Origin of the sequence: Streptomyces sp. NBC_00490 (genome assembly GCF_036013645.1) — a bacterium.
In the GTDB taxonomy this organism is placed as follows: domain Bacteria; phylum Actinomycetota; class Actinomycetes; order Streptomycetales; family Streptomycetaceae; genus Streptomyces; species Streptomyces canus_F.
This window is the reverse complement of record NZ_CP107869.1, coordinates 9,303,776-9,328,266: the sequence shown is the minus strand read 5'-3', so window position 1 is coordinate 9,328,266 and position 24,491 is coordinate 9,303,776. Positions and strand designations below refer to the sequence as shown.

Genomic DNA, 24,491 nt, shown 5'->3' with positions numbered 1-24,491 from the left:
AGGTCCGCGGTGCTCGCTCGTGTCCCCGTGCCGGGACGGGTCAGCCGACCGGCGCGGTGCGGATGGCCGCGATGTCGAACTGGAGACGGACCTTCTCGCTCACCATGGCGCCGCCCTCGGCCAGTTTGGAGTCGTAGTTCAGGCCCCATTCGGTGCGGTTGATGGTGGTGGTGCCGTCGAAACCGGCCCGCTGGTAGCCGAAGGGGTCGGTGACATGGCCTATGTAGGTGAGCTCCAGGACCACGGGGCGGGTGCGGGCCTTGATGGTGAGGTCGCCGGTCATGCGGTAGACATCGTGGCCGACCATCTCCACGGCGGTGCTCGCGAAACGCATGCGCGGGTAGTTGCGGGCGTCGAGGAAGTCACGGCCCACGAGGTGGGCGTCGCGCTGTTCGACGCCGGTGTCGACGCTGGCGGTCGACAGCACGATCTCCGCCTGCGAGCGGGACGGATCGCGGCCGTCGAAGTACAGGCGGCTCTGGTACTCCGCGAAGGATCCGCGGACCGTGGTCACCATCGCGTGCCGTACGGAGAAGCCGATCCTGCTGTGGGCGGGGTCGATGACCCATTCGCCGGTCAGGGGCGCCAGCGCCGGGTCCGGGAGAAGCGCGGTGCCGGCAGCCGGTGACATGGTGGGGGGCTGGGGTGTGACGGTGTGCTCCGTGCGGCGGAACGGGGTGTCACGGCTGAACAATTTCATGATTCACCTAGTTACTGCACGGGAGTTGTCGCCGCAAGCCCTGACCATCGATGAACAAAAGCTCCACAAATTCCCCATGTCATCGTCCAGTTCACTCCTGGTCGGCTCCGACGAGGGTGCGGACCTCGAACTCCTCGTAGCTTTCGGGCGATTGCGGTCTGCTCAGCACCGAGCCCAGCCAGCCGAGGAGGAATCCGGCCGGAATGGAGACAATGCCGGGATTCTGCAGGGGAAACAGGGCGAAATCGGCGGACGGGTAGAGCGAGGAGGGAGTGGAGGAGACCACTGGCGAGAAGACGACGAGCAGGACGGAGGTCAACAGGCCGCCGCAGAGACTGAGGAGGGCGCCCTGAGCCGTGAACCGCCGCCAGAACAGGGTGTAGACGAGTGTCGGCAAGAGGGCGGAGGCGGCGATCGCGAAGGCGAGGAATGCCAGGGTCGCCGTGTTCGCGCCCCAGGAGATCAGCGCGAGCAGCATGCCCAGGACACCGATGACGGCCGCCGCGAGTCGGGCCACGGCCAGTTCCTCGGTCTGCTTCGCCCGGCCCTTGCGGATCACCTCGCCGTAGAGGTCGTGGGCGAGGGAGGAGGCCGCGGCCAGGGTGAGGCCGGCGGCGACGGCGAGGAGGGTGACGAAAGCCAGACAGGACAGCAGGGCGGTCAGGATGCCCCCGCCGAGGTCCTGGGCCAGCAGCAGGACGGCGGCGTCGCCCTTGCGGTCGGTCCGCGCGATGGTGTCGCGGCCCACGATGGCGGTGGCGCCCAGGCCGAGGATGCCCGCGGCCAGACAGACGAGGCTGACCAGGCCCATGGCCCACACCACCGAGGAACGCAGCACACTGACCTGCTTCGGGGCGAGGAGCCGCATCATCACGTGCGGAAGCGCGGCGAGGCCGAGCACGATGGCCAACTGGAGGCTGAAGAAGTCCAGTTTGCTGGTGGTGCTGCCGCCGTAGCGCAGCCCGGGTTCGAGGAACCGCTGGCCCCGGCCGCTGTTGTCCGCGGCGGCGGCCAGCAGGGCGTCGATGTTCCAGTCGAAGCGGTGCAGCACCATCACGGCGGTCACGGTGACCCCGCAGATCAGCATCACGGCCTTGACGACCTGGATGAAGGTGGCGCCCGGCATGCCGCCGATGGCGGCGTACACGATGACGATGGTGCCGATGACGACCACGCACAGGGTGCGGGTGGTGGCGCTGGGCTCGCCGGTGAACTGCGTCAACAGCGCCACGCTGCCGACAAGTTGGGCGACCAGATAGAGGGTGGCGACGGCGAGGGTGCACAGGGCGAGAGCCAGGCGTACCGGTCGCTGCATGCGGGGCAGGCGGTAGGCCAGGGTGTCGCCCAGGGTGAACCTGCCGGCGTTGCGCAGGGGTTCGGCGATGAGCAGCAGGACCATCATCCAGGCGACGGCGGTGCCGCACAGATACAGCAGTCCGTCGTAGCCGGTCAGGGCGACCAGGCCGGTGCTGCCCAGGAGGGTCGCGGCCGACAGGTAGTCGCCGCACATGGCCAGCCCATTGCGCAGCGGCGACATCATGCGGTTGCCGAGGTAGAACTCGCTGATCTCGTCGCCCTGCGGTGCGGTCAGCAACGCGGTGAAGAGCGTGACCACGACCACGGACAGGAAGAGCACGAGCGTCAGTTGCAGGCTGAAGCGGTCCGCGACCGCGGCGCCGGTCGTCACCATCGGCGGTGGTCCCCCTCCCGGGGAGCGGCGCTCACTCGCGCCCGCCCCGCGGCCTCCTGGTGGCGGGCGAGCCTGCGCAGACCTCGGACGACGGGGGTGATGTGGGTGCGGTGGTGCACGAGGTAGCGCCGCACGATGACGCCCATCAGCACGAACTGCCCGAGCCCCAGGGCCAGTCCCACGGTGAGGTGGCCGCCGAGGGTGCGGTTCATCAGAGCGGGAACGAAGCTGGACAGCAGGACGTACGCCAGGAATCCGCCGACGGCGACGGCCGTGGCCCGCACTCCGAACCGGCGGTGGGTGTGGCGGAGTGTCCGATAGGCGGGATCGTGCGCCACCGTCGATCGCCCCGTGGATTCACGGGGAGTTTCGGAGTTCGGCGGCGGCACGCCGAACGGCAGGGAGTGCCGTGACACAATGCACCTTCTTCGCTGCTTTGCGCGGAGGCAGGCCAGAGCCACGCTCTGTGCGGACTTCGTGGGGAATTCGTGCACCGGAAATTCGCGTGACGCGAATGGTCACTACGGGGTCGGGACGGGGATTCTCGCAGCGGGCACGTTGAACTATCAACGGGCCGAACAAGGGCGGTTCCCGCCCTGACTCATTCCACGCTCCGGTGTCCGCGACGACTCCCGCACAGCCTGCGGAAAGGGCTCTCCTGGGATCAGGTCTGCACCTTCTCTCGAGCCAGGTTGTCTCAAATGCAGTGCACAGCAAGGCAGTTGCCGAGACCGCCGAACCAAGGACGGCACCAGGGAAGACCAAGATCCACCCAAGATCACGTCACGCTTTCCCCGCGCTTCACCATGGTTTGGCAACGCGACGGACCAGCCCCGGACTCGGACATACGTTCGTCGCCGTGAACTCTCAAGACACTCCCCACAGAGCCGGGCGCCGCGCACTTCTGCGTGCCGGGCTCACCGGTGCCGCGGCTCTCGGCGCCGGCCTCACGCTCGGCGCGACCCCCGCCTCGGCGACCCCCGCCGGCACCCGTCCTCGGCCCGGCACCCCCGACGAGGCGCTGCGGGAACTGGCGGCGGGCAATCTGCGCTGGCGCACCTACCGCGAGCGGCACCCCGACGAATCACCCGCCGTCCGTCAGGCCCTGGCGACGGCGCAGCACCCCTTCGCCCTCGTCCTCGGGTGCATCGACTCCCGCGTCCCCCCGGAGCTCGTCTTCGACCAGGGCCTCGGCGATCTGATGACGGTGCGCAGCGGTGGTGAGGTGCTGGACGAGGCCGTGCTCGGCAGTGTCGCCTACGGCGTGCTCGAACTCGGCATCCCGCTGGTGCTGGTCCTGGGGCACCAGTCCTGCGGCGCCGTGAAGGCCGCCGTCGAGACCGACGTCTCCGGCGCGCAACTGCCCGCCCACATCCAGTACTTGGCCGACCAGATACGACCGAACATAGACCGCACCAAGGACGGGGCGGCCCGCGTCGACGCGACCATCGACGCCAACGTCCGAGCCGTCCGCTCCCGCATCGCCGCGGAGCCCGACCTGGCCGCGAAGGTGGCCGCCGGTGAACTGGCCGTCGTAGGGGCCCGTTACGAGCTGACCACCCAGCTCGTGCACCGCCTCTCCTGAACCGAGTGAGCCGATGGCGGGTGCGGTCCCGGGAAGGCTTCCGGGACCGCACCCGCCATCCCGCTTGTGCGAGCTCAGCTGTGCGAGCTCAGCGGGCCGGTGTCACGAGGACAGCCACGCGGTGGCGTTCAGCGCCAGCGCCGCGTTGGTGGCGCCGGTGTCGTTCCAGCCGTCGTAGAGCGTGTTGCCGGACTGGCCGGTGCCGTCGTCGATCGGGGAGCTGTCGCCCCAGAAGGCGATCTTTCCACTGCCGAAGGTGCTGGTCGCGAAGAAGGCTCCGGTGGTGCCGGAGTAACCGCTGCGGTAGAGCAGCCCCTTGACGGCCGAGTTGTCGGCGGGCTTGAGGGTGGCCGTCGTACCGCTGGCGATCAGGCTCTTGGTGACGGTGCCGAAGGAGCCGTGCAGCACCGGGTCGGTGCTGTCGCTGATCGCCGCGGGGTAGCCGGAGCTGATGCTGAGCGAGTCGATGGACAGGCCGAACGGGTCGGTGGAGTCGACGCTGTTGTTCGTCATCAGGTCGTTGAGGATCTCGACCGCGTCCTCGCCGTCGTTGTTGCGGTCGGCGCCGGTGTGGTCGGAGATCATGAACAGGCCGCCGCCGTTCTTCACGAAGTTCATGATCGCCGTCTTCTCGGCGGTCGTGAACAGCGTGTTGGGCTCCGGCAGGACGAGGGTGTCGAAGTTCGACAGGTCGGTCGCCGAGGAGCCGCCGTAGGTGAGGGCGGCGCCCGACGGCAGGGTGTCGAGCGCGTAGTCGCCGGTCTTCTGGAGTGCCACGCCCCAAGAAGACAGCGCGCCCGTCCAGTCCGTCTCGCCGGAGGGCGAGGAGTCCTCGCCGGTCGGGTCGGGCTGGCTGGTGGAGACGATCCAGTCGGCGTTGCCGGCCGTCTCGGCGTGCGCGTTGTCGAACAGGACGCGGTGCGTGGTGGCGGCTGCCGCCGGACCGGCGGTGGAAGCCTGGACCGCGGCGCCGGTGGCGAGCAGTCCGAACACGGTGACGGCGGTGGTGAATCTGCGGGGGGAGTTGCCGAGGCCGAGCATGCGGTGAACCTCCGGGGTGGGGGGAGCGGGAGGCGGTGCGGGCGCCGAATCTGCGCGCGTAGAACGGCGGTTGCGCGACCGCCGCTCGACACAAGGCTGGACGCTACACACAAGATCCAGAGGGGCGGCAGGGCCTGCTGGGGGTTCACGTAGAGCTCTTACTCGGGGCTTCCCCGCGCACTACGTCGGTGCGGGGCCGCCCCCGAGCCCGATCTCGTTGCCGTCCGGGTCGTGGTAGGTGATCTTGCGGACGCCGTTGGAGTACGTCTCGCGCTTCGTGGGTTCCAGGCCCCGGTCGGCGATGGCGGCGACGCGGGTGTCGAGGTCGTCGACGAAGAGGGTGTTCAGGGCGTTGCCGGCGCGGGCGGGGAGGTGCTCGATGTAGATGTAGCGGTGTTCCGCCAGCTCCCAGACGGCCTCCGTGTCGTTCGGGAAGAACGCCGGTGGGGTGCCGAGGAGTTGTTCGTACCAGGCCAGGGCCGCTGTGTAGTCGCTGACCGCAATGCCTGCGAAGAGGTCGAGGGACATCCGCCCATGTTAGGCGTTCGCGCTCCACGCGGCCCTCGCCACAGCCGTTCCCGCCCGGAGCGCGGCCACGGGATCGGCCGCCTCGTCCAACTCGATCAGTACGGTGCCGGCGCCCGGCGTGCGGGACATCGCCGCGGCCCAGCCCGGCCAGTCCACGATGCCGTCGCCGAGTTCGGTCATGTACGGCTGCTGTTGCGCGTAGATGGTGTCGTCGACGGTGAGGTGGACGTCGATCGGGCGTACCGCGTCCTTCCAGTGGGCCAGCGCGATCCGCGGGGCGTGGCGGTGGGCGACGGCCACCGGGTCGCCGCCGCCGAGGGCGATGTGGCAGGAGTCGGGGCACAGCCACACGTAGCGCGGGTCGGTCAGAGCCATGAACAGGTCGATGTCCCGCTCGTACCAGAGCGTGCTGTGGGACTCGGTGTGGAAGGCGAGCTTCACGCCGTGCCGGGCTACGGCCTCGCCGACGGCATGCGCGATGTCGGCCATGCGGGTCATGTAGACGGCGTCGACGAAGAACGGCGGCCGGGTCCCGTACGTCGTCCGCATCGGCAGCCCGGCGACGAGGAGTTCACCGCCGGTCTCGGCGAGGAAGGCCGCCCGGCGTTCGGCGTCGGCGACGATCGCGGGCAGGTTGTCGCCGTGCCGCCAGTCGGGCGCGTCGCTGCCCGCGATGAACGCGCTCACGACGGACAGGCCCCGGGCCGCGAGCTCGCCGCGGAACGCGGGGGCACTGCCGAAGGCGCGCAGGGCGGAGTCGATGTCGCCGGGGGCGAAGGTCAGCTCGATGCCGGTGACACCGGCGTCGGCCAGGGCGTCCATGACCCGGGCCCAGAAGAGCCCCGGGTGTGCCAGGGCCCATTCGCGTACGGCGTCCGCCGAGGCGAGACCCCAGAAGTCGGGGTGGTAGAAGGTGATGATGTCGGTCGCGAAACGCGGCGCCGTCATTCGGCACCTCCGCGGGCGTTGTAGACGACGCCGTCGCCCTCGTCGACGGCCTTGCGATAGGCGCGGAACACGGCGAGAGCCTCGTCCCGGAGCACATCGCCCACGACCTCGATGCCGCGTGCCGCGAACTGCTGCGCCCAGTCCGCGCCGAGCGGGCCCTCGTCGAAGGTGGTGATCACCTCCAGTTCCGGGCCCTCGCCGGCGACGACGAGTCCGCGCACGCCGGACCACATGGTGGCGCCGTAACACTGGATGCAGGGACGCCAGTTGACGACCAGCTCATGGGCGGGGAGCCCGTCGCCGCCGAGGTCCCAGCCGCCGGTCGCCGTCTGGGCGAGGCCGAGCGCGAGGACCTCGGCGTGGGCGCTGGAGACGCCGGAGGCGAGGACGACGTTCACACCGACGGAGACGATCCGGCCGGTGTCCCGTTCGGCGACCAGGGCGGCGAACGGGCCGCCGTTGCCCTCGCGCCAGTTGCGGTCGGCCAGCCGGTGGACGAGGCGCATCCGCTCGTCGCGGCCGGGGACGACGGCGGGCACGTCGGCCAGTTCGTCGTCGATCCAGGCCGGCAGGGCCAGGTGGAACTGCTTGGCGATGTCGATCACGGTGGGGCTTCCTGTCAGTGGGCGGCGAGTGCGGAGTTGCGTACGGTCACGGCGCGGGCGGCCCGGATGGCGGTCACCGCGCCGGTCAGGGTGACGTTGGCGGCCATCGCGGTGGGGATGACGCCGTTTCCGGCGAGGTACAGGTTGTCGTAGCCCCACACCCTGCCGTCCGGGTCGCACACGCTGGTGCCGTCGTCGGCCGTGCCGGAGCGGACGGTGCCGGTCTGGTGCAGGGACGAGCCGGGCGGGAGCAGCGAGCTCTCGGTCGCCGGGTCGAAGGCGCCGAACTCCCCGGCCAGCGAACGGACTTCGGCCAGGGCCCGGTCGATCAGGGTGCGGTCGGTGTCGGAGTAGCCGAACTCGACGGTGATCCGGGGCATTCCGGCGAGGTCGGTCTCGGTGTCGGAGAACACGAGCCGGTTCTCGGGGCGGGACTCGACGGGGGCGTACAGGGACAGGCCCACGGAGTGGGCGAGGGGGCGGCCGCCGTCGTCGACGTAGGTGCGGTTCATGATCTGGCCGTGGAACGGCTGGGCCGAGCCGTTGTGCGGCAGCCAGAGCGAGTCGGTGCTGAACTCGCCGGGACGCGGCAGGGGCAGGGTGTCGAGGTCGATGCCGAACCGGTCGAGGTCGAGCAGGACGCGGGCGGTGATGAACGCGTGCTCGTTGAGGCGGCGGCCGAGCGCGGGGGGCCGGATGCCCGAGGCGAACAGCAGTTGCGGGGTGCGCAGGGCATCGGCGCACACCACCACGGTGTCGGCGTGGAGTTCGGACTCGGCGCCGTCGGCGACGCGGCGCAGCCGGGCGCCGGTGACCCGGCCGTCCGTGATGAGGAGGGAGGTCGCGAGCGTGCCGGTCAGCAGGGTGAAGGCGCGGTCGCCGCCGGTCGCGAGGGCGGGGAAGATCGTCCCCGGAGCCGTGCGGGGCATGGGGCCCGACGCGGTCGGGGTGACGGCCATGGGCATGGGCTGCGGTCGCCGGTCGTGCGGTCCCACGCCGTCGAAGCGTCGGCGCAGGATGTCGAGGACCCTGCTGCCGACCTGGGTCGGGCCGATCGCGGCGGGCGTGACGGCGAGGAGCCGGCGCGCGGTGTCCAGGTCCGTCGCCCAGCAGGCCGGGTCACCGTAGTCGAACACCTCGTCCCCGGCGGGCCAGGGGGTCGCGGCGGTCCAGTGGACGCCCATGCCGCCCGCGTTCCAGGCGAGCGCCGCCTGGGGCATCGCCTCGGCGTCCTCGCCGAAGGCCAGGGCGTGGAACATGCCGGGCGTCAGACCGGCGAGGCTGCCCGCGATCTCGCGCACCACCTCGGCGCCGGTGTACATGCCCTGGATGCCGGTGGCGACGCGTTCGTTGTAGCGGGCCCACAGGTCCGGGTCGTCGAGGTCGTGCAGGTGCAGGCCGGGAGCCGCGCCGATCGTGCTGCCGCCGTCCACCATGGTGATGCGCAGCGCCGGATCGCTGTCGCGCAGCTGTCGGGCCACGACGGATCCCATGATGCCGCTGCCCACGACGAGGACGTCGGTGCGGGGGGTGTCGGTCAAGGTGAGACTCCATGTGTTGTGCCACGGGTGCGGGTGGGGGGCGAGCTGTGGGGGGGGGCGGGTCAGGCGCGCGGGACGAGCGGGCCGAACAGTTCGGTGTCCATGCGGTCGAGGGCCAGTTTCACGGCGCCGACCAGGGCCGCGTCACGGCCCAGGACGGTGGCGCGCAGTTCGATCTCGGGGGCGCGGGCGTCGCGCATCGCCTCCCGCACCCGGGGCAGCAGCACGTCGGCCGCGTCCTCCAGACCGCCGCCGAGCACGATGAGCGAGGGGGCGACCGTCCACGACAGGATGGTGAGGATCGACGCCATGTTCTCCACGAACTCGTCGACCTCCGCGAGCGCGGACGCATCACCCGCCCTGGCGGCCTCGCAGCGGGCCAGGGCGACCGCCCGCTGTGCCGGTTCGGGTGAACTCAGCCAGGCCACCGGGTGGTTCTCGACCGAGGCCGTCGGTATCGACCGCGCCTCGACGATCTCACCCGCCGCACCGTCGAGACCGCGGTGCACGGCGCCCCGTATCAGGATGCCGAGACCGGTGCGATTGCCGAGGATCGCCCAGACGACGTTGTCGTGGTCTCCGGCCACACCCCGCCAACGCTCCGCGAGCGCACCGAGGTTGGTGTCGTTGTCCGCGAACCACGGCATCGGGATGCGCCGTTGGAGCTCCTCGGGCAGGCGCACGCCTTCCCAGAGCTTCGTGTGCACCAGCCGCCGTACGACTCCCTCGTCGTCGATGGCACCACCGCCCGCGACCGCTCCGGCACGCAGCCGGTCCACCGACCCGCCCGCGTCGTCGAGTGCCCGAAGGACCAACGCCGCCGCGTCGTCGAGGGTGACCTGCGGGTCCTGGTAGGCGCGCAGTGGCCCCTCGGCCCGGCCGAGAATGCGTCCGCGCACATCGGCGACGACCGCGGACGCGCCCGAGGTGGTGATGCAGACGGCCGCCAACAAGGCGTGTTCGGCGCGTAGTTCGTACCGCCGGGCGGGGCGCCCCGCGGAGCCGCTGATCGGCAGCCGGTCCAACTCCGCCACCCAGCCGGCCTCGACGAGCGAGTCCAGGATGAGTTCGATGGTACGGCGGGACAGCCCGGCCTGACCGGCCAGCGCGGTCAGCGTCGTCGGCCCGGCCGACACCGCCAGCGCACGCAGGACGACCGAGGTGTTGACGCGCCGGACGGCGCTCTGGTTCATCCCCGACATCAGCACGTCCCCGCCGCCTCGGGCAGCGGCCGTACGACGGGATCGAACACGCCCGTGGTGTCGGCCACCAGCGGTGCACCGCTACGGCCGTACTCGCGCGCCGGGTCGCCGGGCACCCCGGTCGCACGCCCCCAGTCCGGTTCCTCGCCGTGGAGGAACGCGACCAGGTCGGCGTGCATCGAAGTGGCCAGCTCCCGGGGCGGTTCGGTGCCGAGGGCCTCGGCGGTCCCGCCCGCGTCGAGTACGTCGAAGAAGTACGGGATGTCGACGCAGTGCGCGGCACCGCCGAGCACGGGCGAGGGCCATTCGAAGGAGTACAACCAGGTGCCGGCGCGGGCGGCGCGACGGGCTGCCGCGGCGCGCGGGCATGCGGCGCGGAACAGGGTGTCGGTGCGGCGGGTGCCTGCCGCGCGGGCTCCGCGCACGGGACCCGGGCCGCTGTCGAACTCGTCCCCCGTCGCGCCGAGCAGCAAGGGCACGTCGTGCCCGTGCACGCCGAGCCCCTGGGCGACCGGTACCGGCAGGATGTCGTCGCCGACGAACGGGCCCAGCACGGGCCCGTCGTCGTCTCCCTCGTCCCGCAGGTCGAGGACGGCCCGCTGGAGGTCCGCCACGCCGCGGGTGCCGAATCCGGCTCGCGTCGCGGGCACACCGAGCCGCTCCCCCAGCCGCCCCAGGAACGCGCGTACCGCGCGTGGTTCGAAGAACCCGCCGGACATACTGACCGCCCGCTGGAAGCGGCCGCGGCCGGCCGGCGACGAGAGCAGCGCGAGCACCGCCGCGCCCCCGGCCGACTGCCCGGCGACGGTCACCCGGTCCGGATCGCCCCCGAAGGCGGCGATGTTCTCCCGCACCCAGTCGAGGGCGAGCAGCAGGTCCCGCAGCCCCAGGTTGGTGGGGACGTCGTCCAGGACGGCGAATCCGTCGACACCGAGCCGGTAGCCGACGGTGACGCAGACGACGCCGTCGCGGGCGAAGGCCCGGCCGTCGTACCAGGGGCTGGCCGGACTCCCCGCGAGGAACCCGCCTCCGTGGATCCACACCATGACCGGGAAGGGCCCGCGGTCGTCGTCCGCGGCCGGGGCGACGACGCCGAGGTTCAGCACGTCGTCCCCCGGCACCGACGGCTCGGGCACGGTGGTCGTGGCGAACAGCGGCACGCGCTGGGCGGTCGGGCCGTGCCGGGAGGCGTCGTACGGCTCCGGGAACCGGCCGCGTGGGACGGGCGCGGCGAACCGGCGTGCGCCCGTGGGTGGTTGGGCGTAGGGGATGCCGAGGAAGCGGCGTACCTGACGGTGGCGGCGACCGGTGATCCTGCCGGCGGGAGCGTGCACGGTGACCGGCTCGCCCGGCGCGGCAAGGGAGTTCATCACGCTCACCGCATTCCCGTTCCCGAGATGCCCTGCACGAAGTAGCGCTGGAGGAACAGGAAGAGCAGGAGCACCGGCAGCATCACGACGATCGCACCGGCGAGGAGCAGACCGTAGTCCTTGACGTTGGCGGCCGCCTGACTGGTGGCGGCGAGGCCCACCGGCAGGGTGTAGGTGTCCATGCTCTGGGCGACGATGAGCGGCCAGATGAAGTTGTTCCACGAGGCGAGGAACGACATGATCGTGATCGTCGCGACAGCGGGGCCGGACAGCGGCAGGAAGATCCTGAAGAAGATCCGGAACTCGCCCGCGCCGTCGATCCGGGCCGCTTCGAGGAGTTCGTCGGGGATCGACATCGCGTACTGCCGCATGATGAAGACGGACAGCGGCATCGCCACGCCGGGCAGCGCGATCCCGGTGAGGGTGTCCGCGAGACCGAGGTCGACGGTGATCACGAACTGGGTGACGAACACCGCGGTGAACGGCACCATCATCGCCGCCATGACCGCGCCGAACGCGAGCCTCTTGCCCGCGAAGTCGAGCTTGGCGAGGGCGTATCCGGCGGCCGACGCCGCGACGATGTTGCCGGCCACGACGATGGCCGCGACCACCACGCTGTTGACCATGAACTGGCCGAAACCCTCGGTGCGGAACAGCCGCAGGAAGTTGTCGAAGGTGACGTGGTGCGGGAGCCAGGCGCCGGGGTCGGAGCGGATCTCGTCGAGGCTGCGCAGCGAGCCGCTGAGCACCCAGAAGAAGGGCAGCGTCGTGAGGAGCGCGCACAGCACCAGGGCGCCGTACAGCAGTGGCCGGGCCACGGGCCGGCGGCGTGGCGCGAGGAGGTCGGTGGTGGTGGACGTGTTCCGCAACGCGGCGAGAGCGGTCATGTGCGGGGCCTCAGCAGTCGGAACTGGACAAGACTCACCAGGGCCACCAGGACGAGCATCACGAAGGACGCGGCCGAGGACATCCCGAACTCGCCTGCCCCGAACTGGTGGTAGGTGTACAGCGCCACGGACTCGGTGGAGCCGAGCGGGCCGCCGTCCGTGAGCAGATAGGGCTCGTCGAAGACCTGGAGGTAGAAGACGGTCAGCAGCACCGACACCATCAGAGTGGTGGGCAGCAGCAGCGGCAGGGTGATGTGCCTCAGCTGCCGCCACTTTCCCGCCCCGTCGAGGGAGGCGGCCTCGTACACGTCGTCCGGTATGGCCTGCAGACCGGCGAGGAACAGCACCATCGCGGTGCCGAAGTTGCGCCAGACGCCGAGCAGGATGACCACGGGCATGGCGAGGTTCGGGTCGTCCAGCCAGTTCGGTCCGGCGAGCCCGACCGCGTCGAGCCCTCTGTTGACGGTGCCGTCGGCGTAGAAGGCGTACTGCCAGATCAGGGCGACCGCCACGACGTTGGTGACGACCGGCGCGAAGAACAGCGTGCGGAAGGTGCCGCGCAGTCGGCGGATGCCGGAGTTCAGCGCCACGGCCAGGGCGAAGCCGATGGCCATGGTCAGCGGCACGCCGACGGCCACGAACAGGGCGGTGTTCAGGATGTCGCGCAGGAAGCTGTCGTCCTGGAACAGCCGGACGAAGTTGTCCAGGCCGGTGAAGTCGACCGCGAACGGATGCTTGAGGTCGGTGCCCCGCAGATCGGTGAGGCTGAAGCCGAGCGCGGCGACGGTGGGGATGGCCGTGTAGACCAGGAACACCACGGCGAACGGCGCGAGGAACAGCCAGGCGACGGCGGTACGACGGGCGCGCCGCCGGGGCCGGGCGACAGAGGTGGTGGTCATGGGCGGCTCACTTCGCGCCCGTGCCGAGGCTGTCGGCGTACGACTGGATGCCCGCGGCGGCCTTCTCCGCGGTCGACGTACCCCTGGCGACGGCCTCCATCTCCTTGCCGATCCGGGTCGCGACCTGCTGCCAGGTGCTGACCTGCGGGAACGTCCGGGTGTTCTTGAGCTGCGTGAGGAAGGCGCCGAGGAGCGGCTGCCCCTTGATCGCGGGGTCGTCCCAGGCGGAGACCACCGCGGGCAGCGAGCTGTACGCCTTGTACTGCGCGACCTGGGTGCTCGGCTGCGCTATGTGCCGGACGAGCTTCCACGAGGCGTCGGCGTTGCCGCTGTCCGCGAGGACGCCCCAGCTGCCGCCGGCGGAGAAGGAGACGCTGCCCGAGGAGCCTGCCGGCAGGGGTGCGGTGGCGACGTGGGACGCGGTCCAGCCGTCCTTCTTCGCGGCGGTGTCGAGCTGGCCGACCACCCATGGGCCGGTGATCATCGTGGCGGTCTTCCCGCTGACGAAGTACGGCTGCGCGTCGAGGAAGGTGGGCGTGGCGGTGTCGGCGACGCCCGAGGTGAAGAACGACGCGTTGTACTTGAGCGCGTCGATCATCGCCGGGGTGTCGAGGGTCCACTTCCCGCCGGAGGAGAGCAGCGAGCCGCCCGCCTGCCATGCGTACATCGCGACGTCCTGGCCGTTGAAGATGTCCCACCCGATGTCGGCCGCGAGACCGTGCCTGGCGCCGGCGCTCTGGAGGGCCCTGAAGAACGGCACCATCTCGTCCCATGTGGCCGGCGCCTCGACGCCCGCCTTCTTGGCCAGATCGGAGCGGTACACGAGGGCGTACGTGTAGGCGTACCAGGGCACCGTGTAGGCCACGTCGTCGACGACGCCCGCGTCCCAGAGGCTCTTGAAGAAGCTGTTCGGGTCGACGAGGCCGTCCGGCACCGGCTGGAGGATCGACGGGTCGAGGAACTGGGCCTGCGACTCGGGGAAGAACTGGGCGATGTCGGGCCCCTTGCCCGCCGCGACCGCCGACTGCAGCTTGGTGTAGTAGTCGGCGTTCGGGATCAGCGTGAACTTCACGGTGACGTCGGGGTTGGCGCTCTTGAACGGCTTGATGACCTTGTCGAGCACATCGGCGTCGCCCTGCGCGGCCCACACCGTGACGGTTCCGGTGGCCGGCGAGTCCCCGACGGGCGAGGCGGAGGACTTCGCGGCGGCGGCGCCGTCCTCGCGTCCGCAGCCGGTGAGGCCGAGGGTGCCGAGGACGGCCATGCCGGCGGTCAGCTTCAGGGCACCGCGTCTGGAGAGGTTGGGCACCTTGGGCTCCTGGAATTTCAGGGGGAAGTAGCGTTTTCGGTCCGGCGGACCCGATGACGAAGCTACGAGGCATGCATTTCGGCCATATGCACGGAGCCGTCGCGAATAATTTCGGAACTTGTAGCGAAATCAAGGCGGCGCCGTACGTTCTGGTTCCGTACTTTGACCCGATGGGCCTTTTCGACAAGCTGACCGGCACTCGCCACCCCGACCGCGGCATCGCCTCGCGTTCCGCCGAGGAGGTCCGGGCCGCGCTGCTCGCCGTCAACAGGCCCGACGCGCCGTGCGTCGTGCGCAACGCCCGGCCCGACGAGCGCGCCGACCTGGTCGCGGAGTGGCGGATCGAGGAACCCGCCTGGCACACCTTCTTCGCCCGCACCCAGCTCACGTCGACGCTCCGGACGCGGATGCGCCTGGTCCCGGACGACCAGGAGGTGCGGGCGGTCGACGAGCAGTGGCAGGTCACCTGGGTCGGGGAGACGCCCCGGCTGGCCATCTCGCGCGAGTACTCGCGCGGGCAGGTCTCCGCGGTCAGCCGGCAATGGACGTACGAGCGCGGGGAGGACGGCCGGAGGCACAGGACGGAGGTGTTCCGCTTCGACCCCGCGGAACTCAAGGACCCACTGCGCGCGGCGGTCCTCGGCGCGGGATGGACGTGGCGCGGCGTGGTCTTCAAGCTGTGACGCGCTGACCGGGCCGAGGCGTCCGTCTCATTTACCGACCGGCCTGCGCGCCGGGCGACCCATGGCCCAAGATGAGCAGGTCATGCCCCAACCCGCCACACACCGTCCAGCGCCCCTGCCCGTTCTGCGGGCCGCGGTGTTCGCCGTCGTCGGCACGGTGCTGGGGGTCAGCGCGCATCATCTGGCCGCCGAGGGCGCCGTGCCGTGGGCGCAGGGCTCGGCCGTGGCCGCCGCGCTCTTCGGTCTGGGGCTGGTCGGCATACGGCGTCCCCGGCGCATGGGAACGGTCGTGGCCTGCAGTGTCGTAGGCCAGTCCGGGCTGCACCTGTGGCTGACCCTCGGCGCGCACGCGCAGCCGCCCGCTCACCAGCACGGTCACCACATGCGGGACGCCCACTCGGCCTCGTACGACTCCGTGGCGATGGCGGCGGCCCACGCCGTGGCCGCCGTGCTCGTCGCGGTGCTGCTGCACCGCGCGGACGCGGCGTGCTGGACCGTCGCGCGTGGCGTGGCCGCGGTGTTCGACGCGGCGCGTGCCCATGTCGCCGCGGCGCGCGCGTTGTTCACACGGCCCCGGACGGCGGTGCGGCTTTGGCCGCCGGTGCTCGTGCCGATGGAGACCGGATGGTCCGCGGCCACCGGTCCGGTGCTCGCGTATGCGGTGGTACGGCGCGGTCCTCCCGCGTCCGGGTCGGCCGAAGCCAACTGACCCAGCCGGGAGGCCTGTTCACGCCGCCCCGGCGCACCCCCCTGCCTGGAGACACCCATGTCCCGCACCACTCGCCGCCTCGCCGTCGCCGCCGCGGCCGCGGCAACCGCCGTCCTGCTCAGCGCCGTTCCGGCCGCCGCCCATGTGGAGGTCGAGGCCGACGGCGCCCAGGCCCTCGCCCAGGACGTCGAACTCACCTTCACCGCCGAGTCGGAGTCGGCGTCCGCCGGCATCACCCAGCTCCGGGTGATCCTGCCCAAGGGCATCGCCCCGTCCGACGTGACGTACAAGGACGGCCCCGAGGGCTGGAAGTTCGCCACCACGGACGACGGTTACACCGTCAAGGGCCCGGCCGTGAAGGTCGGTGGCGACGCCGAGCACTCGGTCGTCGTACGGCAGTTGCCCGACGCGAAGGAGCTGGTGTTCAAGACGCTCCAGACCTACAGCGACGGCAAGGTCGACCGCTGGATCGAACTGGGTGAGTCCGACGACGGGCACGGTCACGGTCACGGCAACGAGGCCCCGGTCCTCGAACTGAAGGCGGCCGCGCCGGGCGCGACCACGGTGAGCCCCACCCCCAGCGCGTCGCCGACCCCGACGCCGACGCCCACCACCACGCAGACCGGCGTCTCCCCCACCCCGCAGGCCGCCGACACCGAGCAGGACGAGGACAGCGGTCTGTCCACGGGCGCGTGGATCGGTATCGCGGCGGCGGTCCTGCTCGTGGCCGGGGCGGTCGTTCTCGTCGTACGGCGCCGCGGCGGCGCTCAGCAGTAGTCCGGCAGCACGCTCCAAGGGCCCTCGCACCCACGGCGGTTCGCGGTGCGGGGGCCCGGCATCAGAAGTTCTTGACGAGCAAGGTCGCCAGCCACAACGCGACCACCACCACCGCGAGCACTCCGACCACCTGGACGGCCCGGACAGGAATCCTGCGCATCGCGTCCGCCCTCTCCTCGACTCCTGACGCAGTCCTACCCCGGGCACTGGCCGACGGCACGGTTCACCGCGACGATCCGAGGGAATCCCGACCAATCGGCGGTCAAGGAGAGCCCTTGTGAAGGCCATCGTCCAGAACGCCTACGGCTCCACCGACACACTGTGCCTACGGGACATCGACCGTCCCGTCCCCCGCGCCGACGAGGTGCTCGTCGAGGTGCGGGCCGCCGGCGTCGACCCGAGCGTCTGGCACCTGATGACCGGACGGCCCTACATCGCCCGGCTCAGTCCACAGCTCGGGCTGCGCCGCCCCGCCCACACCGTGCGCGGCTGGGACGCCGCCGGACGTGTCGAGGCCGTGGGCGCCGAGGTGACCGGGTTCAAGCCCGGCGACGAGGTCTTCGGCCAGTGCGACGGCTCCTTCGCCGAGTACGCGCGCGGCAAGGCCGGACAGCTCGCCGCCAAGCCCGCGAGCCTCTCCTTCGAGCAGGCCGCCGCCCTGCCCGTCTCCGGCGTCACCGCCCTCCAGGCCCTCGCCCTGGCGCTGCCCCGGCCGGGGCAGAAGGCCCTCGTCATCGGCGCGTCGGGCGGGGTGGGAACGTACGCCGTCCAGCTCGCGACGCACTACGGCGCCCAGGTCACCGGCGTCTGCGGCCCCACCGCGGGCGACCTGGTCCGTTCGCTCGGCGCCACCGACGTCATCGACTACACCCACGAGGACATCACCGACCGGCCCGTCCGCTACGACCTGATCGTCGACGCCGCCGGCAACCGCTCCCTGACCCGGCTGCGCCGTGTCCTCGCCCCGCGCGGCACCGCCGTCCTCGTCGGCGGCGAGGACGCGGGCCCCGTGCTCGGCGGCCTGGACCGGTGGGTCCGCGGACTGGTCGTCTCCGCGTTCGTGGGCCAGCGTCTGCGACCGGTGTTCGCGGTCACCCGGCAGCAGGACCTCCTCACGCTCAAGGCCCTCGTCGAGTCGGGCGCGATCACCCCGGTCATCGACCGCGCCTATCCCCTGGCCGAGGCGGCCGACGCCGTACGCCACCTGGAGAAGGGGCATCCGCGGGGCAAGCTGGTCGTCACGGTCTGAGGCGGCGTGCGGCCGCTGGGGCATCAGTCGGTGCGCGCGTCCTGCTGGCCGCCGGGGGAATCCACCCGGGCGAGCCAGGTCGTGAGAAGCGTTTCGAGGGTCTCGGCCTCGCCGGGTGTCAGCAGGTCCAGGAGTCGGCGTTCGTTGCGCATGTGGTCGGTGAAGGCCCGGTCGATCAGTTCGCGGCCGGGCCTGGTGAGGGCGACGATCCGGCCCCTCTGGTCGTCGGCGGCGCGTCGACGGGTGACCAGTCCGGCACGCTCCAGGCGGTCGATCCGCTTCGTCATCGCGCCGGTGGTGACCATGGTGTGGGCGGCGAGCTCGCCGGGCGCCCGTTCATAGGGCTCGCCCGCGCGGCGCAGGGCGCACAGGACGTCGAACTCCCCCTCGCTCAGGCCGTAGTCGCCGTAGACGAGGCAGAGCTCCTCGGTGAGCCGGTCGGCCAGGCGGTGCAGTCGGCCGATCACTCCCTGCGGGGTGACGTCGACGTCGGGTCGTTCACGACGCCAGTCGGCCTGGATGCGGGCCACGCGGTCGAGTTCTTCCATGGGGTCACAATACCTTCCCGGGAAGCTATATTGGCTTCCATGGAAGCTAATGCACGCTGGGTGGCCCTGACCGCGGTCGCGCCGGTGGCCTGGGGCACCAACTACTTCGTCACGCACGAGTACCTCCCCGCCGACAGTCCGCTGTACGGGGCCGCCCTGCGGGCGCTGCCCGCCGGGCTCGTCCTGCTCGCGCTGTGCCGGAAGCTGCCGCGCGGCGCGTGGTGGTGGCGGTCGGCGGTGCTGGGGCTGCTCAATGTGAGCGTGTTCTTCGTGCTCGTCTACGTCGCTTCCCAGCTGCTTCCGACGAGCATCGCCTCGACCGTCATGGCGATGTCCCCGCTGACGATGATGCTCATCGCCTGGCCCCTGGTCGCCGAACGGCCCGGCCTCGCGCACCTGACCGGCGCGGCGGTCGGGCTGGGCGGGGTGTGCCTGATGCTGCTCACCGGGGACGGCGGGGTGAACGTGCCGGGCGTCCTCGCCTCGGCGGGGGCGATGCTGGTCTCGGCCTTCGGTCACATCCTGACCAAGCGGTGGAACGCCGGTACGGACGTGCTCGCCTCCACCGCCTGGCAGCTGACCGCCGGAGCGGTGTTCCTGCTGCCGGTCGCCGCGGCCGTGGAGGGCCCGCCACCCGCGCTCTCCTGGTCGGCGCTCCTCGCCTTCGGCTATGTCTCCCTGGTCGCCACCGCGCTGGCCTTCACCGTCTGGTTCGCCGGACTGCGCCATCTGCCCGCGGCGACCGTGGGTCTGATCGGGCTGCTCAACCCGGTGACCGGTGTGCTGCTCGGCACGGCCGTCGCGGGCGAGGCGATGACGGGCCGGCAACTGTGCGGGCTGGCGCTCGTGCTGATCGGCGTGGTCCTCGGCAGGCCCGCGCGCCCGGCTCCACGGGACTCCCGTCCGCGAGCCCTCACGCCTCCCGCACCTGAGCCCTCCGCCTGCGATCGCCGGTGAGACCGGTGCAAGGTGGAGGGGTGACCGAACGACGCTTCGACGTATGGGCGGCCGGGGACGCGTACGAGCGGTACATGGGCCGCTGGAGCCGGCTCGTGGCCGACGAGTTCGTGGCGTGGCTCCCCTGCCCGCCCGGCGCACGGTGGCTGGACATCGGATGCGGCTCGGGCGCCCTGACCTCCACGGTGGCCGCCCGCTGCCGGCCCCGGACGCTGCTCGGCCTTGACGGGTCCGCCGGGTTCCTCACCACGGCCCGCGCCTCGACCCCCGCACCGGCCCGCTTCGCGGTGGCGGACGCCCGGGCCCTGCCGGTGCGGGACGCGGACTTCGACGTGGCCGTCAGCGGACTGGTCCTCAACTTCCTCCCCACGCCCGGCGTCGCGGTCGCCGAGGCGGTGCGCGCGGTGCGGCCCGGCGGCCTGGTCGCCGCCTATGTGTGGGACTACGCCGAGGGCATGGAGTTCCTGCGCCACTTCTGGGCCGCCGCGACGACCGTGGACCCATCGGCGTCCGCCCACGACGAGAGCCGCCGCTTCCCGCTCTGCGATCCGACCGCACTGCGCGACCTGTGGGACGAGGCCGGGCTGACCGGGGTGACGGTCGCACCGATCGACATCACCACCCACTTCCCCCACTTCGACGACCTGTGGTCCCCGTTCCTCTCCGGCCAGGGCCCCGCCCCCGGTTACGTCGCCACCCTCTCACCGGCCACCCGGGAACGGCTGCGGCAGACGCTCCGCGACCGGGTGCCGGCGGGGGCCGACGGCACGATCGCGCTGAGGGCCCGCGCGTGGGCAGTGCGGGGGCGTAAGCAGGATCACTGACAGCGCCCGCTAGTGTCCGCCAGATGAATCTGAACCTCTCCGGCAAGGTACCCAAAGGACTGACCCTGCGGGCCCGCGATTTCATCGGCACCCACTGCGTCAAGGTCGAGGTCCGACCGAGGGAGCAACGCCGGCAGGCGTGGCTCGAGTTCGGCATCCCCGCGGAGGAGATAGACCGCGTCGTGGCGTTTCAGCGCCGATGGGGCGGCCTCGTACTGCCACCGTATCCGCGCTACGAGGGTGGGCCCAGTTATCTGAATCCCGATGTCCCGGTGCGCTCCGGGGACGAGGACGAAGGCTGGTGGTTCGCGGCGGGGGACCAACGGTGCTCGGTGCCCTTCTCGTTCATGATCGGACCCGGCGGGGAGTTCGGCCTCCACTCGCACCGCTGGACCCCGCTGCACGAGACGATCGAGGGGTGGATGGAGTCCCTCGCCCTGGCTCATCACGCGGCCTTGTGGGCCAAGTGCATCACCAAGGTGACCGGCGACGAGGTCGAGGCCATCGCGCTGGACGGCTACCAGCCGGTGCGCGAGGTCAGAGGGCTGGCGGACACCTGGTGGCGGGGCGCCGACTCGCTGGTGGCGATCTACAACGGTGAGGCCGACTGCCTCTCGGCTCCCCAAAGCCGTGCGGCGTTGATCTACTCCGGCCTCGACGAGTGGGGCCTGAGAGGTGGCGTCGAGGACGACGAAGGATGAGCACCCCAACCCCGGGGGACGACCTGACCGTGGTGGGCGAGGACTGAACGGAGACGCGCCATGGGGATCGATCTGGAGTTGCACAACGGGCGGCCGCACCGGCAGAAGCCGACGCTGATCCGTCGGTCCTCCGAGCATGGCGAGGCACTGGCCGGGCTGATCTCCGAGCTGCCCGCCAACACCTCCGGCAAGCTCTGGATGGTCGACCCGTACGACGACACTCTCTTCAACGAGCAGGTGGCCGAGGCCGCCCTCCGGGAGATCCCTGATCTGCTGAGCCGCTGCACGGACGACGCACGGACCGCGGCGGTCCGGGACCTCGCCGCGTTCCTGGAGGCCTGCGCCACGACTCCCGGCAGCTACCTCGTGTTCGTCGGGGACTGAGCGGTCTCACTCATACGCGCGGTCCTGCTCATACGTCGCCGAGGAACCCCGGGTCGGCCGGGCCCAGCTGCCGCGCGAAGTCGGCGGCCACTCCGAGGACTTCGCGCATCGGCACGGCCCGCCAGCTGTTCGCGGCGAGATCGGCGTGGGCCTCCTCGGTCCACAGGAACGGGAACACGCTGATGCCCTGCGAGAGGTCCAGCGCGGCGGCCTCCTCGCGCCAGCCCGGCCGGCGCAGCCCGTCGTAGAACGTCTCCAGGCGGCCGGACAACAGCCAGTGCACCCATGAGGAGTGGCCCATGTCCATCGCCTCCCAGGCCAGGGTGTCGGGCGCGAAATAGGTCATCCGCCCCGGGGAACCAGGGCGTCCGGACGCGGCGGGGTCATGGCCGTTCAGGGCGAACACGCCGCCCAGCGCGTCCTGGCCCACGACGAGTCCGGCCTCGGGAAACCAGTCCGGGTCGAACACGTCGGGGAAGCGGTTGACCTGGGCCAGGCTCGGCAGGCCGCCGCTCGCCCCGGAGCCGCCGCCGAAGACCCGTACCCAGCCGTCGTCGAGGACCAGTCCCCCGCAGTTCCAGGCCAGGGCGCCGAGCGTGGAGCGCGCGGTGACCTGCATCTGCAGCACGCTGCGCCGCCCCTCGGCCGGGTCGGCGGCGAGCACCCGCACCGGGACGGCACCGGCCGTGAACGCCTCCTGGAGTTCCGGCCAGGCCGGGTCGTCCACCTGTGTGAGTTCGTCGATCTCCCGCATCCGAGGATGATCGCAGCCCATGGAGGGGCCGGGTCTAGGGGGCCGCCGCCTCCAGGTCGGCGACGGTGCCCGACATGATCGTCCGGACGTGTTCGGTGATGTGCTCCAGCGGCCAGTCCCACCAGGCCACCGCCAGCAACCGGGCGATGTCCTCGTCGCTGTAGCGGGTGCGGATGAGACGGGCCGGGTTGCCGCCGACGATCCCGTAGTCGGGGACGTCGGAGGTGACCACGGCGCCGGTACCGATGACGGCGCCGTGACCGATCCGTACGCCGGGCATCACCGTCGTGCCGTGGCCGAACCAGACGTCGTTGCCCACGACCGTGTCACCCCTGTTCGGCAGTCCGGTGAGCAGGTCGAAGTGCTCGGACCAGGAGCCGCCCATGGTCGGGAAGGGGAACGTCGAGGGGCCGTCCATACGGTGGTTGGCACCGTTCATGATGAACCGCACCCCCGTGCCCAGCGCACAGAACCTGCCGATCACCAGCCTCTCCGGCCCGTAGTGGTAGAGCACGTTCCGCGTCTCGAAGGCGGTCGGGTCCTCCGGGTCGTCGTAGTACGAGAACTCCCCCACCTCGATGAGCGGCGACTTCACCAACGGCTTGAGCAGCACCACGCGCGGCTGCTCGGGCATCGGATGAAGGACCGTGGGGTCGGCGGGTACGGGCATGGTGGCGATTCCTTGCTGATCCGGGTGCACGGGGGTCGCGAACCACGATCGCAGGGGGCCGGGCCCGGCGACACCCGATTACCGCGGCGTCGCGGTGGCCGTCTCGGCCGGATCGGCGCAACAGGTGCTGCCCTGCTGCTTGGCCAGGGAGTCGGCGTCGGCCTTGACGACGTACACCTCCCAGGGCTCCTGGCCGGGGCCGTGCACCCAGACCTTGTCCTGGAGGGCGTAGCAGCAGGTGGTGTCGATCTCGACGTCGGTGGCCAGGCCTTCTCCGCTCAGCCGCGCGGTGGCCGCGTGGACCGCCTCGGTGCTGTCGACCTCGACGCCGAGGTGGTCCATGCGGGTCGCCTCGTCTGTGGTGCCTTCGATGAGGACGAGCTTGAGCGGTGGCTCGGCGATGGCGAAGTTGGCGTAGCCGTCGCGGAGTTTGGCGGGTTCGGTGCCGAAGAGCTTGCTGTAGAAGGCGATGGACGCGTCGAGATCCGGGACGCGCAGGGCGAGTTGTACGCGGGATGTCATGGCGAACCTCCTGGAGTGGGTGCGGGGTTCAGCAGCCGGACGTGGCGGCGGGTGCGGCGGTGCCGATCTGGAGTGTGGTGGGGGTGGCGCAGCATCCGCCGCCGGACTGTTCGGCGCTCTGCGGCTCGTCGAACAGGCCCGCGCCGCCGCAGACTCCGGTCTCCGGGAGGGTCAACTCGACGCGTTCGGCGGCCTCCTGGTCCCCGGCGATCGCGGCGGTGACGGAGCGGACCTGCTCGTAGCCGGTCATGGCGAGGAAGGTGGGGGCGCGGCCGTAGGACTTCATGCCGACCAGGTAGACGTCCTTCTCGGGGTGGGAGAGCTCGTTGACGCCGTGCGGGTAGACCGTGCCGCAGGAGTGGACGTTGGGGTCGATCAACGGGGCCAGGGCCGTCGGGGCCTGGAGGCGTTCGTCGAGGCCGAGGCGGAGCTCGGAGAGGAAGGAGAGGTCGGGACGGAATCCGGTGAGGGCGATGACCTCGTCGATGGGGTCCGTGCGGCGGCCGTCGTCGGACTCGAGAACCAGTCGGTCGCCGTCGTAGGAGACGGCCCGCGTGCGGAATCCGGTGATCGCGCTCGCGTGACCGGCCTCGACGGCCGCCTTGGCGCGCAGCCCCAGGGCTCCGCGCGCCGGGAGTTGGTCGGCCTCGCCGCCGCCGTACGTGGTCGCGCCGATGCCCCGGCGCAGGACCCACACCGCGTGCGTGCCGGGGGCTTCGGCGGCCAGGTCGGCGAGGAGGGCGAGGGCGGTGAACGCGGAGGCTCCGGAGCCGATCACGGCGGTGCGCCGACCCGCGTAACGGGCGCGTACGGCCGGGTCGTCGAAGTCGGGGACGCGGTAGGAGACGCGGTCGGCGGCCGCCTTCTCGCCGAGCGCGGCCAGGCCGTCCGCGCCCATCGGGCTCGGCGTCGACCAGGTACCGGACGCGTCGATGACGGCGCGGGCGGTGAGGCGTTCCTCGCGGCCGTCCGCGGTCTCGATGTGCACGGTGAAGGGCTGCTCGTCCCGGCCCGCGTCGACGATGCGGTCACGGCCGGCGCGGGCCACGCCGGTCACCCGGGCGCCGTAGCGGACCGTGTCGCCGAGGACGTCGGCGAGCGGCTGGAGGTACCGCTCGGCCCAGTCGCCGCCGGTCGGGTAGGCGGCGGCGTCGGGGCGGACCCAGCCGGTCGGGGCCAGCAGCTTCTCCGCGGCCGGGTCGACGAGCTCGGCCCACGTGGAGAACAGGCGGACGTGCGACCACTCCCGGACAGCGCTGCCCGCGGTGGGGCCGGCCTCCAGGACCAGGGGGTCGAGGCCGCGCTCGACCAGGTGGGCGGCGGCGGCCAGACCGATCGGTCCGGCGCCGATGACCACGACGGGCAGACGGTCGATGGTGGTGGCGTTCACGAGCGATCCCCTTCACTT

The 24,491-nt window shown here is 71.5% G+C and carries 27 protein-coding genes; 9 read left to right on the top strand and 18 right to left on the bottom strand.

What is annotated here, in order from left to right; all coding sequences use genetic code 11:
• Positions 1–40 precede the first annotated feature (40 nt).
• From OG381_RS42600 to OG381_RS42590, 3 genes are all read right to left on the bottom strand, one after another.
• A complete protein-coding gene (locus OG381_RS42600; protein WP_327721323.1) occupies positions 41–700 on the bottom strand; it encodes a YceI family protein in 660 nt (219 codons plus the stop codon).
• A 91-nt stretch (positions 701–791) separates the two neighbouring features.
• Positions 792–2,390, bottom strand: coding sequence for a sodium/solute symporter (locus OG381_RS42595; RefSeq protein ID WP_327721322.1), 1,599 nt, complete (start codon positions 2,388–2,390; stop codon positions 792–794).
• Positions 2,384–2,728, bottom strand: coding sequence for a DUF485 domain-containing protein (locus tag OG381_RS42590; RefSeq protein ID WP_327721321.1), 345 nt, complete (start codon positions 2,726–2,728; stop codon positions 2,384–2,386). Before OG381_RS42590 ends, OG381_RS42595 begins: the two co-directional genes overlap by 7 nt.
• Positions 2,729–3,249: 521 nt before the next feature.
• On the opposite strand from OG381_RS42590, the gene OG381_RS42585 reads away from it, so the two are divergent.
• On the top strand, positions 3,250–3,975 hold the full coding sequence (locus OG381_RS42585; protein ID WP_327721320.1) for a carbonic anhydrase: 726 nt from the start codon (positions 3,250–3,252) through the stop codon (positions 3,973–3,975).
• A gap of 102 nt (positions 3,976–4,077) precedes the next feature.
• Here the strand turns inward: OG381_RS42585 and OG381_RS42580 are convergent, their stop codons facing one another.
• The 10 genes from OG381_RS42580 to OG381_RS42535 form a co-directional block, all read right to left on the bottom strand.
• Complete coding sequence (locus tag OG381_RS42580) at positions 4,078–5,016, bottom strand: hydrolase (protein ID WP_327721319.1); 939 nt, start codon at positions 5,014–5,016, stop codon at positions 4,078–4,080.
• 180 nt (positions 5,017–5,196) lie between these two features.
• Positions 5,197–5,544 (bottom strand): VOC family protein, encoded by a 348-nt coding sequence (locus OG381_RS42575; protein ID WP_327721318.1) that lies wholly within the window; start codon positions 5,542–5,544, stop codon positions 5,197–5,199.
• Positions 5,545–5,553: 9 nt separating this feature from the next.
• Entirely contained in the window at positions 5,554–6,492 is a 939-nt protein-coding gene (locus OG381_RS42570; protein WP_327721317.1) for a sugar phosphate isomerase/epimerase family protein, read from the bottom strand.
• Positions 6,489–7,097 carry a nucleoside deaminase gene (locus tag OG381_RS42565; RefSeq protein WP_327721316.1) on the bottom strand — a complete coding sequence of 203 codons (609 nt, stop codon included), beginning with the start codon at positions 7,095–7,097 and terminating at the stop codon, positions 6,489–6,491. The genes OG381_RS42570 and OG381_RS42565 overlap by 4 nt, the downstream gene beginning before the upstream one ends.
• A 14-nt stretch (positions 7,098–7,111) precedes the next feature.
• A complete protein-coding gene (locus OG381_RS42560; protein ID WP_327721315.1) occupies positions 7,112–8,638 on the bottom strand; it encodes a GMC oxidoreductase in 1,527 nt (508 codons plus the stop codon).
• 62 nt (positions 8,639–8,700) lie between these two features.
• Complete coding sequence (locus tag OG381_RS42555) at positions 8,701–9,831, bottom strand: ROK family transcriptional regulator (RefSeq protein WP_327722703.1); 1,131 nt, start codon at positions 9,829–9,831, stop codon at positions 8,701–8,703.
• 8 nt (positions 9,832–9,839) lie between these two features.
• The gene (locus tag OG381_RS42550) at positions 9,840–11,210 is read right to left on the bottom strand and encodes a carboxylesterase family protein (protein ID WP_327721314.1); all 1,371 of its coding nucleotides are present in this window, start codon (positions 11,208–11,210) and stop codon (positions 9,840–9,842) included.
• Positions 11,211–11,215: 5 nt separating this feature from the next.
• Positions 11,216–12,097, bottom strand: coding sequence for a carbohydrate ABC transporter permease (locus tag OG381_RS42545; RefSeq protein ID WP_327721313.1), 882 nt, complete (start codon positions 12,095–12,097; stop codon positions 11,216–11,218).
• On the bottom strand, positions 12,094–12,996 hold the full coding sequence (locus OG381_RS42540) for a carbohydrate ABC transporter permease (RefSeq protein WP_327721312.1): 903 nt from the start codon (positions 12,994–12,996) through the stop codon (positions 12,094–12,096). The genes OG381_RS42545 and OG381_RS42540 overlap by 4 nt, the downstream gene beginning before the upstream one ends.
• Positions 12,997–13,003: 7 nt before the next feature.
• The gene (locus tag OG381_RS42535) at positions 13,004–14,305 is read right to left on the bottom strand and encodes an extracellular solute-binding protein (RefSeq protein WP_327721311.1); all 1,302 of its coding nucleotides are present in this window, start codon (positions 14,303–14,305) and stop codon (positions 13,004–13,006) included.
• Positions 14,306–14,475: 170 nt separating this feature from the next.
• Here OG381_RS42535 and OG381_RS42530 point away from each other — a divergent pair, with 170 nt between their 5' ends.
• The 4 genes from OG381_RS42530 to OG381_RS42515 all read left to right on the top strand — a co-directional run bounded on the left by OG381_RS42530 (position 14,476) and on the right by OG381_RS42515 (position 17,723).
• Positions 14,476–14,988, top strand: a complete 513-nt coding sequence (locus tag OG381_RS42530) for a hypothetical protein (RefSeq protein ID WP_327721310.1) — start codon at positions 14,476–14,478, stop codon at positions 14,986–14,988.
• An 82-nt stretch (positions 14,989–15,070) separates the two neighbouring features.
• On the top strand, positions 15,071–15,697 hold the full coding sequence (locus tag OG381_RS42525) for a hypothetical protein (protein WP_327721309.1): 627 nt from the start codon (positions 15,071–15,073) through the stop codon (positions 15,695–15,697).
• Between the two features lie 57 nt (positions 15,698–15,754).
• The gene (locus tag OG381_RS42520) at positions 15,755–16,474 is read left to right on the top strand and encodes a DUF1775 domain-containing protein (RefSeq protein WP_327721308.1); all 720 of its coding nucleotides are present in this window, start codon (positions 15,755–15,757) and stop codon (positions 16,472–16,474) included.
• Positions 16,475–16,751: 277 nt separating this feature from the next.
• Positions 16,752–17,723 carry an NAD(P)-dependent alcohol dehydrogenase gene (locus tag OG381_RS42515; RefSeq protein ID WP_327721307.1) on the top strand — a complete coding sequence of 324 codons (972 nt, stop codon included), beginning with the start codon at positions 16,752–16,754 and terminating at the stop codon, positions 17,721–17,723.
• 23 nt (positions 17,724–17,746) lie between these two features.
• Here OG381_RS42515 and OG381_RS42510 read toward each other — a convergent pair whose 3' ends face one another.
• A complete protein-coding gene (locus OG381_RS42510) occupies positions 17,747–18,271 on the bottom strand; it encodes a MarR family winged helix-turn-helix transcriptional regulator (protein WP_327721306.1) in 525 nt (174 codons plus the stop codon).
• 39 nt (positions 18,272–18,310) lie between these two features.
• Here OG381_RS42510 and OG381_RS42505 point away from each other — a divergent pair, with 39 nt between their 5' ends.
• The 4 genes from OG381_RS42505 to OG381_RS42490 are packed head-to-tail and all read left to right on the top strand — an operon-like array spanning position 18,311 to position 21,137.
• Complete coding sequence (locus OG381_RS42505; RefSeq protein WP_327721305.1) at positions 18,311–19,228, top strand: DMT family transporter; 918 nt, start codon at positions 18,311–18,313, stop codon at positions 19,226–19,228.
• 20 nt (positions 19,229–19,248) lie between these two features.
• Positions 19,249–20,052 carry a class I SAM-dependent methyltransferase gene (locus tag OG381_RS42500; protein WP_327721304.1) on the top strand — a complete coding sequence of 268 codons (804 nt, stop codon included), beginning with the start codon at positions 19,249–19,251 and terminating at the stop codon, positions 20,050–20,052.
• A gap of 23 nt (positions 20,053–20,075) precedes the next feature.
• Positions 20,076–20,753, top strand: coding sequence for a hypothetical protein (locus OG381_RS42495; protein WP_327721303.1), 678 nt, complete (start codon positions 20,076–20,078; stop codon positions 20,751–20,753).
• Between the two features lie 60 nt (positions 20,754–20,813).
• A complete protein-coding gene (locus OG381_RS42490; protein WP_327721302.1) occupies positions 20,814–21,137 on the top strand; it encodes a hypothetical protein in 324 nt (107 codons plus the stop codon).
• A 28-nt stretch (positions 21,138–21,165) separates the two neighbouring features.
• On the opposite strand, the gene OG381_RS42485 is transcribed toward OG381_RS42490, so the two are convergent.
• From OG381_RS42485 to OG381_RS42470, 4 genes are all read right to left on the bottom strand, one after another.
• Complete coding sequence (locus OG381_RS42485; protein ID WP_327721301.1) at positions 21,166–21,891, bottom strand: DUF2625 family protein; 726 nt, start codon at positions 21,889–21,891, stop codon at positions 21,166–21,168.
• Positions 21,892–21,925: 34 nt separating this feature from the next.
• Positions 21,926–22,561, bottom strand: a complete 636-nt coding sequence (locus OG381_RS42480) for a CatB-related O-acetyltransferase (RefSeq protein WP_327721300.1) — start codon at positions 22,559–22,561, stop codon at positions 21,926–21,928.
• 78 nt (positions 22,562–22,639) lie between these two features.
• A complete protein-coding gene (locus tag OG381_RS42475) occupies positions 22,640–23,083 on the bottom strand; it encodes an ArsI/CadI family heavy metal resistance metalloenzyme (RefSeq protein WP_327721299.1) in 444 nt (147 codons plus the stop codon).
• Between the two features lie 28 nt (positions 23,084–23,111).
• Positions 23,112–24,473 carry an FAD-dependent oxidoreductase gene (locus OG381_RS42470; protein ID WP_327721298.1) on the bottom strand — a complete coding sequence of 454 codons (1,362 nt, stop codon included), beginning with the start codon at positions 24,471–24,473 and terminating at the stop codon, positions 23,112–23,114.
• Between the last annotated feature and the right edge of the window lie 18 nt (positions 24,474–24,491).